Origin of the sequence: Streptomyces doebereineriae, assembly GCF_031845645.1 — a bacterium.
GTDB classification, from domain to species: domain Bacteria; phylum Actinomycetota; class Actinomycetes; order Streptomycetales; family Streptomycetaceae; genus Streptomyces; species Streptomyces canus.
Map to the genome: position 1 here is coordinate 326,523 of NZ_JAVREZ010000007.1, position 13,631 is coordinate 340,153.

The 13,631-nt window shown below is 71.8% G+C and carries 14 protein-coding genes and 1 pseudogene; 8 read left to right on the forward strand and 7 right to left on the reverse strand.

All coding sequences use genetic code 11. The features are described from left to right. Positions 1–114: 114 nt before the first annotated feature. Entirely contained in the window at positions 115–1,311 is a 1,197-nt protein-coding gene (locus RNB18_RS22425; RefSeq protein WP_311715882.1) for a PucR family transcriptional regulator, read from the forward strand. A gap of 22 nt (positions 1,312–1,333) precedes the next feature. On the opposite strand, the gene RNB18_RS22430 is transcribed toward RNB18_RS22425, so the two are convergent. After that, a complete protein-coding gene (locus RNB18_RS22430; RefSeq protein ID WP_311716025.1) occupies positions 1,334–2,452 on the reverse strand; it encodes a glycerate kinase in 1,119 nt (372 codons plus the stop codon). 139 nt (positions 2,453–2,591) lie between these two features. After that, positions 2,592–3,500 (reverse strand): NAD(P)-dependent oxidoreductase, encoded by a 909-nt coding sequence (locus tag RNB18_RS22435; protein WP_311715883.1) that lies wholly within the window; start codon positions 3,498–3,500, stop codon positions 2,592–2,594. An 83-nt stretch (positions 3,501–3,583) separates the two neighbouring features. Between RNB18_RS22435 and RNB18_RS22440 the strand changes: the two genes are divergently transcribed. The 4 genes from RNB18_RS22440 to RNB18_RS22455 all read left to right on the forward strand — a co-directional run bounded on the left by RNB18_RS22440 (position 3,584) and on the right by RNB18_RS22455 (position 6,549). Beyond that, positions 3,584–3,961, forward strand: coding sequence for a winged helix-turn-helix transcriptional regulator (locus tag RNB18_RS22440; protein ID WP_311715884.1), 378 nt, complete (start codon positions 3,584–3,586; stop codon positions 3,959–3,961). An 81-nt stretch (positions 3,962–4,042) separates the two neighbouring features. Then, positions 4,043–5,116, forward strand: coding sequence for an ADP-ribosylglycohydrolase family protein (locus RNB18_RS22445; RefSeq protein WP_311715885.1), 1,074 nt, complete (start codon positions 4,043–4,045; stop codon positions 5,114–5,116). A 109-nt stretch (positions 5,117–5,225) separates the two neighbouring features. After that, positions 5,226–5,720, forward strand: a complete 495-nt coding sequence (locus tag RNB18_RS22450) for an NUDIX hydrolase (RefSeq protein WP_311715886.1) — start codon at positions 5,226–5,228, stop codon at positions 5,718–5,720. A 91-nt stretch (positions 5,721–5,811) separates the two neighbouring features. Next, positions 5,812–6,549, forward strand: coding sequence for an SIR2 family NAD-dependent protein deacylase (locus RNB18_RS22455; RefSeq protein ID WP_311715887.1), 738 nt, complete (start codon positions 5,812–5,814; stop codon positions 6,547–6,549). A 16-nt stretch (positions 6,550–6,565) separates the two neighbouring features. On the opposite strand, the gene RNB18_RS22460 is transcribed toward RNB18_RS22455, so the two are convergent. Beyond that, positions 6,566–6,949 (reverse strand): hypothetical protein, encoded by a 384-nt coding sequence (locus RNB18_RS22460; protein WP_311715888.1) that lies wholly within the window; start codon positions 6,947–6,949, stop codon positions 6,566–6,568. A gap of 20 nt (positions 6,950–6,969) precedes the next feature. Then, a complete protein-coding gene (locus RNB18_RS22465) occupies positions 6,970–7,758 on the reverse strand; it encodes an FHA domain-containing protein (protein WP_311715889.1) in 789 nt (262 codons plus the stop codon). 108 nt (positions 7,759–7,866) lie between these two features. Between RNB18_RS22465 and RNB18_RS53740 the strand changes: the two are divergent. Continuing rightward, positions 7,867–8,025: pseudogene (locus tag RNB18_RS53740) on the forward strand (GNAT family N-acetyltransferase); the annotation flags it as partial. An 8-nt stretch (positions 8,026–8,033) separates the two neighbouring features. Here the strand turns inward: RNB18_RS53740 and RNB18_RS22475 are convergent. The 3 genes from RNB18_RS22475 to RNB18_RS22485 all read right to left on the reverse strand — a co-directional run bounded on the left by RNB18_RS22475 (position 8,034) and on the right by RNB18_RS22485 (position 12,078). Beyond that, entirely contained in the window at positions 8,034–8,516 is a 483-nt protein-coding gene (locus RNB18_RS22475; protein ID WP_311715890.1) for a methylated-DNA--[protein]-cysteine S-methyltransferase, read from the reverse strand. Between the two features lie 9 nt (positions 8,517–8,525). Then, entirely contained in the window at positions 8,526–9,995 is a 1,470-nt protein-coding gene (locus tag RNB18_RS22480; protein ID WP_311716026.1) for an AlkA N-terminal domain-containing protein, read from the reverse strand. A gap of 61 nt (positions 9,996–10,056) precedes the next feature. Further along, positions 10,057–12,078, reverse strand: a complete 2,022-nt coding sequence (locus tag RNB18_RS22485; protein WP_311715891.1) for a heavy metal translocating P-type ATPase — start codon at positions 12,076–12,078, stop codon at positions 10,057–10,059. 35 nt (positions 12,079–12,113) lie between these two features. On the opposite strand from RNB18_RS22485, the gene RNB18_RS22490 reads away from it, so the two are divergent. Together RNB18_RS22490 and RNB18_RS22495 are read left to right on the forward strand one after the other, a co-directional pair. Continuing rightward, positions 12,114–12,476, forward strand: a complete 363-nt coding sequence (locus RNB18_RS22490) for an ArsR/SmtB family transcription factor (protein WP_311715892.1) — start codon at positions 12,114–12,116, stop codon at positions 12,474–12,476. A 16-nt stretch (positions 12,477–12,492) separates the two neighbouring features. After that, positions 12,493–13,626, forward strand: a complete 1,134-nt coding sequence (locus RNB18_RS22495) for an MFS transporter (protein ID WP_311716027.1) — start codon at positions 12,493–12,495, stop codon at positions 13,624–13,626. Positions 13,627–13,631: the final 5 nt, after the last annotated feature.

Below are 13,631 nucleotides of genomic sequence, written 5' to 3' on the forward strand. Positions count from 1 at the left end.
CCCGCGGCACAATCGCTGCGGGTGCCCAGCGGGCCGGTGCCGTCGTTGTGCGTGTGCACAACAGTGCGTGTCAGGGGCCTGTGCGCGGCCGGGTCGCGGTGGCATCCTCCGGCCATGGGAGGGCGACGGCCGCGGACCGGTCATGACTGGAAGCTGCTCGCGGAGTCCTGCACGGCTCTGCTGGAACGGGTGCCGGAGCTCGTCGACGAGCACCTGCGCCAACTCACCGAGCACTCCGCCGTCTACGGCCAGGTGCTGCCGTACGACCAGCAGTGGCGGGAGGCCGAGGAGGCGATGCGGATCGGCATCGAGACGATCTCCGCGCCCCGGGACTCCCCGCGCCGCGACCTGGAGTACGCCGAGGACGCGGGCCGGCGCCGGGCCCATCAGGGGCTGCCGCTGGACCTTCTGGTGCACGCATACCGGAACGCCGGTTACCTGGTGTGGGACGCGCTCGTGGAGGGGACCGCCGGTCGGGAGCCGGAGCGGCTGGCGGCGCTGATGCGGTCGACCACGATGGTGTGGTCGGCGGTGGACGCGCAGGCGCAGGCGGCGTCGGAGGCGTACCGGGCCACCGAGGCGGAGCTCAGGCGGCGTACGGACGAGCAGCTGCAGGCGCTCCTCGACGCCCTGCTGGAGGGGCAGGCGACGCCCGGGCTCGCGGCGCGGGCGGCGGCGGGCCTCGATCTGCCGGAGCACGGGCCGTACGCGGTGGTGGTGCTGCGGGCCGAGCGGCGGGAGGCGGCCGAGCGGCCGGTGCGGGGCGCCGGGTTCCGGTTCATCTGGCGGATGCGGGCCGACGGCGAGGTGGCGGTCGTGGCGCTCGCGCCCGGGCAGGGCCTGGACGCGGTGGCGCGTGCGCTGGACGGGCGGTGCGCGGGGCCGGGAGGAATCAGTCCTGTGGTCCCCGGCCTCGCCGAGCTGGGGCGGGCCCGGCGGCTCGCCGAGCTGGCGCTGCGCACCTGTCCGCCGGACGGCACCGCGGTCGTACGCCTTGATCAGCGGATGCCGACCGCGCTGGTGGTGAGCCAGCCGGAGCTGGCCGACCGGCTGGTGTCGGACGTGTTCGGCGCGCTCCTGGAGCTGGAGCCCGCCGACCGGGCCGTACTGCTGGAGACCCTCGATGTGTGGCTGGTGTGCGAGGGCTCGGCGGGGCGGGCCGCCGGACGGCTGTACTGCCACCGCAACACGGTCTTCAACCGGCTGCGGCGGCTCGAGCAGCTCACGTCCCGTTCGCTGGCCCGGCCCCGGGACCTGATCGAGATGACGCTGGCGCTGGACGCGTACCGGCTGTCGGGGCCACGTCAGTGATCTGCGGGGGGGGTGGTCCGGGTCAGACCAGGAAGTCCCGGCCGATCTGCTCCGCCACGTTTTCCAGGATCGGCCCCGCCTCGGTGATGCACCGCTGGATGTCGGGCTCGGCGTCGGTGAGCGGGTAGACGCGGCGGATGCCCGCGCGGCCGAGGGCCTCCGGGGGCAGCGCGAGGCGGCCGCACACGGCGACGACCTCCTTGCCCTTGGCGCGGGCTGCCGCGGCGACGCCCGCCGGGGCCTTGCCGTGCAGGGTCTGCTCGTCGAGGGAGCCCTCGCCGGTGATCACCAGGTCCGCCCACTCCAGCGCGGGTGCGAAGCCCAGGACATCGAGCATGACCTCGATGCCGGGGCGGAACCGGGCGCCGAGGAGGAGGGCACCGTAGCCGATGCCGCCGGCCGCGCCCGCACCCGGCGAGGCGGCGTACCCGGCGGCCTTCGCGCCGACGGCCTCCTCCAGCACCTTCGCGTAGTGGGCGAGGGCGCTGTCGAGGGCCTCGACGTCGTCCGGGGAGGCGCCCTTCTGCGGGCCGTAGACCGCGGGGGCGCCCTTGGGGCCGGTCAGCGGGTTGTCGACGTCGCTGGCCAGGATGAACTCGACGGAGGCGAACCGCGGATCCAAGCCCGACAGGTCGGCCGAGGCGAGATCGGCGAGGCCTCCGCCGCCGGGGGCCACGGGCTCGCCGTCGGCGTCCAGGAAGCGGGCGCCGAGCGCGGAGAGCATGCCGGCACCGCCGTCGGTGGTGGCGCTGCCGCCGACCCCGAACACGATCGTGCGGGCGCCGGCGTCCAGCGCGGCGCGCAGGAGCTCTCCGGAGCCGTACGTCGACGCCGTGAGCGGGGCGAAGACGCCTGCGGGCAGCCGCTGCAGACCGCTGGCCTCGGCCATCTCGACGACGGCGGTGTCCCCGCGGACCGCGAAGGCGGCGGTGGTCTCCTGCCCGAGGGGCCCGGCGACCGGCACTTCCCGGCGCTCGAAACCGGCCGCGACAGCCGCGGCGACAGTCCCGTCACCGCCGTCGGCGACGGGCAGTGCCTCGACCTCCAGGTCCGGCACGACCCGGCGCAGCCCGGCCGTCACACGCTCGGCGACCTGCACGGCCGTGAGCGAGCCCTTGAACTTGTCCGCGGCGATGAGCACGCGCAGTGTCACGTTTTCCCCTTGCTCTCCGGGCCTCGCGCACGTCAAGGCCAGTCGCGCCGCTGCGACCTTAACCGGAGACGCCCCCCGACGTCATGCACCGCCCGGTCCCTGAGAAGGAGGGAGCTCGTACGTCCCGTCAGCGCGGCTCGCGGATGCTGTCGATGACGCGGGTCCAGTTGTCGCTGCCGTGGCCGTTCTCGATCGCGCGTCGGTAGTGGGCCTGCACGGCCAGGGGGAGCGCGAGGTCGAGGCCGAGTGACCTGCTGGTCTCGACGATGTGGTCGGACGTCGCGCCCATCATGGTGACCGTGCTGAGGTCGCCGGGATGCTCACCGGCGTCCAGCGCGGCACCGGGGGTCTCCTCCCCGGCCCTCAGGATGGCGCCGATCGAGTCGGTGAAGGTGAGCAGCTCCGGCAGGGCTTCCGTGGCCTTCATTCCCGCCGTGCCCAGCATCGCGGTGGCGTGCATCAGTGCGGACAAGGTGGTGAGGAACACCGCGAGCTGCGCTTGGTACATCATCTGGGCGAGGCCCGGGTCCTCACCCAGATACCTCGGCGTGCCGAGCGTGGCCAGCCTCGCCCGATGGTGCTCCATCACCGCGCCGGGGCCGCTGTAGTAGACATGGGCCGCCTCCGTGCCGACCATCGGCGCCGGGACCATGACACCACCGGTGAGGAAGGCGGCGCCGTGGCCCGCCGCCCAGGTCGCCGCCTCGCGTGTGCGGTCGGGCGTGTCCGAGCTCAGGTTGACCAGCGTCCGGCCGGCGAGTAACGCGGTGGAGCCGTCGAGAATGTCGTACATCGCCCGGTAGTCGGTGAGGCTGAGGATCACGAGGTCACTCGCTTCGACCGCCTCGCCGGGAGTCGCCGCGCGCGTCGCTCCCTCGGCGACGACGCCGTCGGCCCGGCCGGCGGTGCGGTTCCAGACGGTGACCGGGTGGCCTGCGGTGAGGAGGGTGCGGGTCATCGCCTGGCCCATCGGGCCGAGCCCGATCACGGTGACAGCGTTGCCCTGCGTGCTGGTGGGGTTCTGGTGTCCGTTCACCCCTCCATCCTGGAAGAGCGCCCCAAAGCACGGAAGTACCCACTATTTTCTTCGGTACTTACCTTTTAGTAAGGGGGGCAGTGATGGCCAAAGGACCGAGGCGCGGGCCTTACATCTGCGGCATCGACGCCGCGCTGGACGTGGTGAGCGGGAAGTGGAAGGGGCTCATCCTCTGGGAGCTCGACACTCATCGGATACGCCGCTTCGCCGAACTCCGCCGCGGTCTGCCCGGAGTGAGCGAGAAGATGCTGACCCAGCACCTGCGGGAGATGGAGGCGGACGGACTCGTCCACCGGGAGGTCTACGCCGAGGTGCCACCGCGGGTGGAGTACTCCCTGACCGAGGACGGGTGCACGCTCCATCAGGCGCTCGGGCCGCTCGGCGTCTGGGGGACCGAACGGACGCGTCGCGAAGGCCTCGAAAAGGTCGACGTGGCCGAGACCTCTCCCAGCAGGGCATGAACCGGTCCCGAGGCCGGAGCGACGACACCACCACCTCGGAGGGGGACTGTGCGGTGCTCCGGAATCGGGTACACCGGAGCTATGACCCCTGTGGGCACCGAACCAGAGCTCGCCGACCGCATCCTCGGGGGCTGGCTCGGCCGGATCGCGGGCAACATGCTCGGCAAGCCGGTCGAGCAGGGCGACCTGTGGACGCGGGACCGGATCGACCGCTATCTCCGGCAGGCCGCCGCCCTGCCGCTGACCGACTACCTTCCCGAACCCGTCGGCGAGAGCGACGGCTTCGAGCTGCGGCCCGAGTGGCGTGAGTGCGTGCGCGGCCGCATCCACGGCAGCTGCCGTGACGACGACGTGGACTACGCCATCCTCGGCCTCGACCTCCTGGAGACCCACGGCTTCGGCTTCAGCACCGAACAGGTGGGCGATCTGTGGCTGCTGAGGCTGCCGTATCTGCAGACGTTCACCGCGGAGCGGGCCGCCTATCGCAACCTCGCCAACGGGCTGAAACCGCCGCTGACGGCGACGTACGACAATCCCTGCCAGGAGTGGATCGGCGCTCTCATCCGTGCCGACATCTACGGCTGGACCTGCCCCGGCGACCCGCGCCGCGCCGCCGCACTGGCCCGCCGGGACGCGGTGCTCTCGCACACCGGCAACGGCGTGTACGGGGCGATGTGGGCGGCGGCGCTGATCTCGGCGGCGTTCACGGTCGACACCGTGCGGCAGGCCGTCGACCAGGCGCTCACGGTGATCCCCGCGAGCAGCCGCCTCGCGCGCACGGTACGCCGGGTGGTGTCCCTGCACGACACCCGGATGACCTGGGAGGACACCCTGACGACGGTCTCGGAGGAGACCGCCGGGCTCGGCTGGATCCACACGATCCCGAACGCGGCCGTCCTGACCGCCGGACTGCTCTACGGCGACGGCGACTTCACCCGGACCATCACGCTCACCGTGCGGGGCGGTCTGGACACCGACTCGAACGGAGCCACGGCCGGTTCGGTGGCCGGGGTGCTCACCGGCGCGGACGCGATCCCGGACCAGTGGAAGGAGCCGCTGGAGGACCGGGTGCGCAGCGCGGTGTTCGGTTTCGACGGGGTGCACATCAGCGAACTGGCCGAGCGGACGGTGCGGTTGGCGGGGGCGGAGGCCTGAGCCGACCGGGGCGAGGCGCACACCATGGTGACCGTACGGGACGCCCTCGCCCCCGTGACCCCCCGCTGAGCCGGCGAAGGCGGCCGCGGATGCTGGTTACCCTTCGAGGATGACCACCACCCCTGACTTCGCCACGTACATCGCCGGTCTTCCCCGGATCCTCGCCGGTGCCGCCGCTCTCTTCCGTGACGCCTCGGGCCGGGTCCTGCTCGTCGAGCCCAACTACCGTGAGGGCTGGGCGCTTCCGGGCGGCACGATCGAGTCCGACGAGGGTGAGACACCGCGCCAGGGCGCGCGTCGCGAGACGCTCGAGGAGATCGGGCTCGACCGCGACCTCGGCCGGCTGCTCGCGGTGGACTGGGTGTACCGGCCGACCTGGCCGCCCCTGGTGGCGTACCTCTACGACGGCGGTGTCCTCGGCGAGGACGATCTCAAGGCGATCCGGCTCCAGGAGGAGGAGCTGCTGTCGTGGCGCCTGGTGCCGCACGAGGAGCTGGCCGAGTATCTGCCCGACGGGCTCGGCCGCCGGGTCCTGGTCGCGCTGGACGTGCTGGCGGACGGGTCGGGGACGGTGGAGCTGGAGAACGGGCGCCGGGTGGGCTGATCCAGCACGCTGTCGGTGCTCGTGGTTGCTCGCGCCCAGGCGTGGGATATCCACTCGCCGCATCCGGATCACCCGCCCTACCCTCGGCACCATGACCAAGCCCCTCGTCGCGCTCCTCAGCGGCGCCGGTATCTCCACCGACTCCGGGATCCCCGACTACCGCGGTCCGAACGGGCTGTGGCGCAAGGACCCCGAGGCCGAGAAGCTCGTGACGTACGACTACTACATGAGCGATCCGGAGATCCGCCGCCGCTCGTGGCAGATGCGGCGCGCGAACCGGACCCTGAAGGCCGAGCCCAACGCCGCACACGTGGCGGTGGCCGAGCTGGAGAAGTCCGGGGTGCCGGTGCGGGTGATCACGCAGAACGTGGACGGGCTGCACCAGCTCGCCGGGATGCCCGCCCGCAAGGTCCTCGAACTGCACGGCACCGCACGGCAGGTGGTGTGCACGAAGTGCCACGCCCGCGGCCCGATGGAGGACGCGCTCGCCCGGGTCGAGGCCGGCGAAGGGGACCCGCCGTGCCTGACCTGCGGCGGCATCCTCAAGTCGGCGACCGTGATGTTCGGCGAGCGCCTCGACCCCGTCGTCATGGGCGAGGCCGTCGCCATCACCAAGGCCTGCCAGATCTTCATCGCCGTCGGCACCACCCTCCAGGTCCAGCCGGCCGCGGGCCTCGCGGGCATCGCCGCCGACCACGGCGCCCGTCTCGTCATCGTCAACGCCGACCCGACACCGTACGACGACCGGGCCGACGAGGTGATCCGCGAACCGATCGGCACGGCACTGCCCGAACTCATGCACCGGATCAGATCGTTCGGAAGACTGTGATCGATGCCGAGAGCTACTACCCGATGGCATGGAGGACGGAGTCACCGATCGGCCCCAGCCAGGCCGCGAAGGAGGACAGGGCTCCTGCGAGGGTCCCGCCGGCGGTGACGGCTGCACCCGCAGCGGTCACCAGCCTGGTGATCTGCACCAGACGCTGGGCCATGGTGGTGCGATCAGGAGAAGGGGAAGCGAGCTCGGCATCCAGGGACGCGACTTCGGTGTTCACCTGGCTCGCGACCTCGGGCGGTAGGGCCAGGCGGTCGAGTTCCGAACGCAGCAGATCGAGCATGGCACGCGGATCCGTGGTCATCGCGAATTGTCCGTGCTGGCCACCGTGAATGGTCTGGTCACCGGCGACGTTGTTGATGTTGCCCTGTTGGCTGCCGATATTGAAGCTCACTGGATGTCCCCTCGCCTGCGTCACTGGCGGCGCACGGCCGCGTCGAACGAGCGTTGACGGGATGCGGCGATGACGTGCATCACCAGCCCGGTCATCATCAGGACCGTGCCGACGCCGGCGGCTGCCCAGCCGAGAAGGAACACCGGAAAGCCGCCGATCTCCGTGCCGAACATATCTCCCGGGTCGGGCCATTCATTGGGATCCTCAGACACGGGATCCCCGATATGACCCATGAAGCGCAGAATTCCATAGGCGAAGACAGCGAAGCCGATCAAGAAGAGCACGAAACCGAACAGAATGATTCTTCGCGCTCTCGTGCGAGCTGCCGCGATCTGCCGGAGAAAGCTCTCCTGTCTTTGATCGACATACTGGTGCCCACCCACATTGTTGATGTGGGCACCGTACTGCTGACCCACATCGAATCGCGGGGCACTGTTCACTTCCGGCATCAGGACGGTGCCCTGTTCGGCTTCACGCTCTTGCGGAGCACTGCCGGGCCATTCGTAGCGAATGCTGACGCTCCCCAAGGTGAGGACATCCCCGTCGTGCAGCGTCTGCGGGGCGGCGAGAGGACGATCGTTCACCGAAGTGCCGTTGGCGGAACCGAGGTCTTCCAAGACCACGTTCGCTCCCGAACGACTCAGGATTGCGTGCCTGCCGCTCACATACGGATCGTCTATACGAATGTCACAGCCGGGATCCCGGCCGAGGACCGACCTGGCAGCGGACAGACGGAGAGGGGAGCCATATAGGCGCGATGGATGAATGAACGTGAGCTGGGGACCGGAGCGCTCTGGATAACTCGCCATAATCCCACCCCCGTGAGGAGTGGACGGAGGAATCTTTTTATTCGTGGCGGTTTATGCATACCCCACGCAGAACCTGCCATTCCTCACCAGAATACACCGATAAGTAGAGGAGTGCCCGCGGACCTCGGCTACCGGGTCGCCCAGCACGCCACCGGCCGGGGCGTGGCGACGGCGACGGTCCGCGAGCTGTGCCGTCTCGCGGCGACCCGGTACGGGCTGGACACCCTGTGCGCGGCCACCAGCCACGAGAACACCGCGTCCCAGAGGGGGCCGGATCAGAACAGCGCCGCTCCCCGCTCGAAGTCCAGCAACTGCTGCTTGCGTTCCAGTCCGCCGCCGTAGCCCGTGAGGCTGCCGTCCGCGCCGACCACGCGGTGGCAGGGGACGATGATGCCGATCGGGTTCCTGCCGTTGGCGAGGCCGACCGCGCGGGAGGCCTTGGGGTTGCCGAGGGCGTCGGCGAGTTCGCCGTAGGTGCGGGTCTCGCCGTGCGGGATCCGGCGGAGCTGTTCCCAGACCGTGCGCTGGAAAGCCGTTCCTTGCAGGCGCACTTCCAGGGTGAACTCCTTCAACTCGCCCTCGAAGTAGGCCATCAGCTGGCCCTCCGCCTCCTTGGACCATCCGTCGTCCGGCTCACCGAAGCTCTCCTGCGGTGGGCGGTGGCGTTGGTCGGTCATGTAGAGGCCGCACAGGACACCGTCGTCGGCGACGAGGGTCAGAGGGCCGTAGGGGCTGTCGATCACATTGTGCTGTTTCACTGGATGTCCTTATACGGGCAGGAAGTTGATCGGGTGACTGTCGGTCGCCCACAGGTACTGGACCGCGTAGGCCCGCCACGGCCGCCAGGCCGCCGCCCGGGCCGTCAGCGCGGCCGGCGTGGAGGGCAGGCCCAACTCCTGGGCCGCTCGGCGGATTCCGAGGTCGGTGGGGAGGAAGGCGTCCGGGTCACCGAGGGCGCGCATGGCGATGACGTCGACCGTCCAGGGGCCGAAGCCGGGGAGGCCGAGAAGGCGGGTCCGGGTCTCCGTCCAGTCGGTCTCCACGCCCAACTGGAGCGTTCCGTCGGCCAGTTCACCGACCAGGGTGGTAAAGGTCGTGCGGCGGGTGCGGGGCATCGCGAGTGCGGCGGGGTCCACCGCGGCCAGTGCCTCGGGGGACGGGAAGAGATGCGTCAGGCCGCCCTCGGGGTCGTCGACCGGTTCGCCGTGGGCCGTGACCAGGCGTGCCGCGTGGGTGCGGGCCGCCGCCGTGGAGACCTGCTGGCCCAGCACGGCCCGTACGGCGAACTCCGCCTCGTCGACCGTACGCGGGACGCGTCGGCCGGGCGCCTTGTCCACCAGGGGCGCCAGGAGCGGGTCCGTGCGCAGCTGGTCGTCGATCGCGACGGGATCGGCGTCCAGGTCGAGCATGCGGCGGCAGCGGCTGATGGCGACGGTCAGGTCGCGCAGGTCGCTCAGCATCAACCGGCAGGCGATGTGGTCGGGCTGGGGTGCGAGCGCCACGATGCCGTGTCCGTACGGCAGCCGCAGCGTGCGGCGGTACGCGCCGTCCAGCCACTCCTCCACCCCCGGGACGGCGGTGGCCGCGAGGTGACCGAAGAGGTTGTCGGGGTTGAGTGGGACGCGGAACGGCAGGCGCAGGGACAGGAAGCCGGGGGTGTCCGGCGTGGACTTCTTGGCGGCGCGTGTGCGCAGGTCGCTCGGCGAGAGCGCGAAGACCTCGCGCACGGTGTCGTTGAAGGTGCGGATCGCGGAGAAGCCGGCCGCGAAGGCGATGTCCGCCATCGGGAGCGCGGTCGTCTCGATGAGGATCCTCGCCGTCTGGGCGCGCTGGGCCCGGGCGAGGGCGAGCGGGCCCGCGCCGAGTTCGGCGAGCAGCTGGCGTTCGATCTGCCGGGCGCTGTAGCCGAGCCGGGCGGCGAGGCCGGGCACGCCCTCGCGGTCGACCACGCCGTCGGCGATCAGCCGCATCGCGCGGGCCACGAGGTCGGCGCGCTGGTTCCACTCCGGGGAACCAGGGCTGGTGTCGGGCCGGCACCGCTTGCAGGCCCGGAAACCCGCCTGCTGGCAGGCCGCCGCACTCGGATAGAAGGTCATGTTCTGGGGCTTGGGCGGTACGACCGGACAGCTCGGCCGGCAGTAGATGCGGGTCGTCAGGACCGCCGTGAAGAACCATCCGTCGAACCGTGCGTCCTTGGACTGCACGGCACGCACACAGCGCTCGGTCTCGGTGTACATCCCCGTCTGCATGCGTCCAGCATCGGCCACCGGCCGGGCCCGGGCTGGCGAGAATCCGACATCAACCTCGCGTGCCCTGGAACGGGGCCTGGCCCGAACGCCACGCGGACTCGCGCAGCAGCCGCAGTCCGTTGAGGCCGACGAGGACCGTGGAGCCCTCGTGCCCCGCGACGCCGAGCGGGAGCGGGAGGTGGCCGAGGAGGTCCCACAGGACGAGTCCGGTGATGAAGGTACCCGCGATCACCAGGTTCTGGACGACCAGCCGGCGGGCGGCCCGGGACAGCCGTACGACCGAAGGAACCGTCGCGAGCTCGTCCCGTACGACGACCGCGTCCGCCGTCTCCAGCGCGAGGTCGGAGCCCGCACGGCCCATCGCGATGCCGGAGTGGGCGGCGGCGAGCGCGGGCGCGTCGTTGACGCCGTCCCCGACGAACAGCACCTTGCGTCCGGCGTCCTGCAGCTGTCGTACGGCGTCCACCTTGCCCTCGGGCAGCAGGTCCGCGCGGACGTCCACCAGTCCGGTGGCCTCGGCGACCCGCGCGGCGGCCCGGGCGTTGTCGCCGGTGAGCAGGACGGGAGCCGTGCCGGTCAGGGCGGCGAGTGCGGCGGTGGTGGCGGGGGCGTGTGGGCGCAGGCGATCGGTGAGGGCGAGGGTGCCGAGGGGGACGCCGTCGCCGGTCACCAGGACGACGGTGTCGCCGTCCTCGGTGCCGGGGACCCCGGTCGCATCGGCATCGGCATCGGGACTTAGGTCCACGCTCCCGGTCACCGGGTCACCCGCGCGCCCGACCCCGATCACTCGCCCCCCGACCACCGCCGTCACCCCGCGCCCGGGCACGGCGACGAAGTCCCGCGCGTCCGCGATCCGCAGCCCCCGCTCCCGCGCCGCCCTCACCACCGCACGCCCCAGCGGATGCTCGCTGGGGTGCTCGGCCGCGGCGGCCAGCGCGAGAAGAGCGTCCGGAGTCAGCCCGGAGCCCGGCAGCGGCCGTACCGCCGAGACCTCCGGTGTCCCCTCCGTCAGCGTCCCGGTCTTGTCGAGGGCCACGGCGTCCACCTCGCCCAGTCGCTCCATCGCGACCGCCGACTTGACCAGGACGCCGTGCCGCCCGGCGTTGGCGATGGCGGACAGCAGGGGCGGCATGGTCGCGAGGACCACTGCGCACGGCGAGGCGACGATCATGAAGGTCATGGCGCGCAGCAACGCGTCGGTGAGGTCGGCGCCGAAGATCAGCGGCACACCGAACACGGCGAGCGTGGCGATCACCATCCCCAGCGCGTACCACTGCTCGACCTTCTCGATGAACAACTGCGTCGGCGCCTTGGTCCGGGAAGCCTCCTCGACCAGCGTCACGATGCGAGCGATCACGGAGTCGGCGGGGTCGCGCTCGACGCGGACACGCAGCACGCCTGTGCCGTTGAGGGTGCCGGCGAAGACCTCGTCGCCGGGGCCCTTGGCGACCGGGAGCGGTTCACCGGTGATGGTGGCCTGGTCGGCCTCGCTCGCCCCTTCCACGACCCGTCCGTCCGCGCCGATGCGCTCGCCCGGCCGGATCAACAGGACGTCTCCCACGGCGAGTTCGCTCGTCGGGATCGGTTCCTCGCCGTGCTCCGTCACCCGGGTCGCCATCGAGGGCGCGAGGTCGAGCAGGCCGCGTACCGAGTCGGCGGTGCGGGCGGTGGCCAGTGCCTCCAGCGCGCCGGACGTGGCGAAGATGACGATCAGCAGGGCGCCGTCCCGGACCTGTCCGATCGCGGCGGCGCCCAGCGCGGCGACGATCATCAGCAGGTCGACGTCCAGGGTTCTGCCGCGCAGCGCCCTGAGCCCCTCGAGGGCCGGTTCCCAGCCGCCGGTGACATAGGCGACCACGTACAGCAGGCCGTACGCCCACCACGGCAGGCCGCCGAGGTCCAGGGCGAGGGCCGCCAGGAAGGCGACGGTCGACGCCAGCGCCCAGCGGGCCTCGGGCAGTGCCAGGACGCGGGTGCGGCGGCGGGGTGCCGGGCGGGCGGGCGAGGGGACACGAACGGGGGTGAGAGTCGTGGACACCCGAGCACCATACAGGAACACATGAAGACCCATTCATCTGTTCATGTGCGGTGGGTAAGATACCGCCCATGGGTCATGGAGCCGTCACCACCGCGCAGGAAACCGCCGAGCGCGTACGCCTGGACGCGGCCAACGTGGCAAAGGTGGCCACCACGCTCCAGGCCCTGTCCACCCCCTCCCGGCTGCTGATCCTCGCGAGGCTGCGCGAAGGACCGCTGCCGGCCACGGAGCTGGCCACCGAGGTGGGGATGGAGCAGTCGGCGTGCTCGCACCAGCTGCGCCTGCTGCGCAATCTGGGCCTGGTCGTGGGCGAACGCCGGGGCCGGTCGGTGGTGTACGCGCTGCACGACCACCATGTCGCCGAGCTACTCGACCAGGCCGTGTACCACGTCGAACATCTGCGGCTCGGGCTCAGTGACACCACCGAGTGAGCCGCCTCGGCATCTGATGTGGCCGCTGTACGCGGCCGGTTTCACCACCGCCTTCGGTGCGCACGGCATCGCCGCGAACCTCGGCGCGGACTCGGCGGACGCGGTCACCTCACTGCTCGTGCTGGGCGGTCTGCTCGCTCTGTACGACGGCGCCGAAGTCCTGCTCAAGCCGCTGTTCGGCACGATCGCCGACCGGATCGGTGCGCGCCCCGTGCTCCTCGGCGGACTGGTCGCCTTCGCCGTCGCGTCCGCGCTCTACGCCCTCGCCGACAGCCCCGGGTGGCTGTGGGCCGCGCGGCTGGGGCAGGGCGCGGCGGCCTCCGCCTTCTCCCCCGCCGCGTCCGCGCTGGTGGCCCGGATGAATCCGGCCGCCAAACGCGGGCGGGCCTTCGGGAGTTACGGCTTCTACAAGTCCGTCGGCTACACCCTGGGCCCGCTCCTCGGCGGGGCGCTGGTGTGGGCGGGCGGGCTGCGGCTGCTGTTCACGGTGCTGGCGGTGCTGGGTGCGGCCGTGGCGGTGTGGGCGCTGATCGCCGTGCCCGTCGTACCGCCGCTCCCCCGGGCCCGGCAGACGGTCCTCGACCTGGCCCGGCGGCTGGCCGACCCGGTGTTCCTGGTCCCGACGGCCGCGCTCGCCGGGGCGACCGCCGCGCTCTCGGTGGGCGTGGGCTTCCTGCCCGTGTCGGGCGCGGTGGCGGGGCTCGGCACGGTGGCGACGGGTGCCGCGGTGTCGGTGCTCGCGGCCTGCGCGGCGGTCGTACAGCCGCGCGCCGGGCGGGCGCTGGACGCGGGGCGGCTCACGGTACGGGGTGGGCTGACCGCCGGACTGCTGCTGGCGGCGGCCGGTCTGGGCTGCGCGATGCTGCCGGGGCTCGCGGGTGTGCTGCTGGGGGCCGCGCTGATCGGCGTCGGGACGGGGCTGATCACCCCGCTGGGGTTCGCGGCGCTCGCGGCCTCGACTCCGCCGGAACGGCTGGGGCAGACGATGGGGGCGGCCGAGCTGGGACGCGAACTGGGAGACGCCGGCGGGCCGTTGCTGGTGGCCGGGGTGGCTGCGGCGGCGACTCTGACATACGGGTACGGGGTGCTGGCGGTCCTCCTCGCGTGCGGTCCGGTGGTCGCTGTGGCCCTGCTTCGCCGACGTGGGTGAGGCGT

What these genes read in the sequence shown, in the direction of transcription:
- RNB18_RS22480 (WP_311716026.1), bottom strand. Translation starts at nt 9,995, where the DNA reads ATGTACACCGAGACCGAGCGCTGTGTGCGTGCCGTGCAGTCCAAGGAC.
- RNB18_RS22485 (WP_311715891.1), bottom strand. Translation starts at nt 12,078, where the DNA reads ATGGGTCTTCATGTGTTCCTGTATGGTGCTCGGGTGTCCACGACTCTC.
- RNB18_RS22490 (WP_311715892.1), top strand. Translation starts at nt 12,114, where the DNA reads ATGGGTCATGGAGCCGTCACCACCGCGCAGGAAACCGCCGAGCGCGTA.
- RNB18_RS22495 (WP_311716027.1), top strand. Translation starts at nt 12,493, where the DNA reads ATGTGGCCGCTGTACGCGGCCGGTTTCACCACCGCCTTCGGTGCGCAC.
- RNB18_RS22455 (WP_311715887.1), top strand. Translation starts at nt 5,812, where the DNA reads ATGACCAAGCCCCTCGTCGCGCTCCTCAGCGGCGCCGGTATCTCCACC.
- RNB18_RS22425 (WP_311715882.1), top strand. Translation starts at nt 115, where the DNA reads ATGGGAGGGCGACGGCCGCGGACCGGTCATGACTGGAAGCTGCTCGCG.
- RNB18_RS22450 (WP_311715886.1), top strand. Translation starts at nt 5,226, where the DNA reads ATGACCACCACCCCTGACTTCGCCACGTACATCGCCGGTCTTCCCCGG.
- RNB18_RS22445 (WP_311715885.1), top strand. Translation starts at nt 4,043, where the DNA reads ATGACCCCTGTGGGCACCGAACCAGAGCTCGCCGACCGCATCCTCGGG.
- RNB18_RS22440 (WP_311715884.1), top strand. Translation starts at nt 3,584, where the DNA reads ATGGCCAAAGGACCGAGGCGCGGGCCTTACATCTGCGGCATCGACGCC.
- RNB18_RS22465 (WP_311715889.1), bottom strand. Translation starts at nt 7,758, where the DNA reads ATGGCGAGTTATCCAGAGCGCTCCGGTCCCCAGCTCACGTTCATTCAT.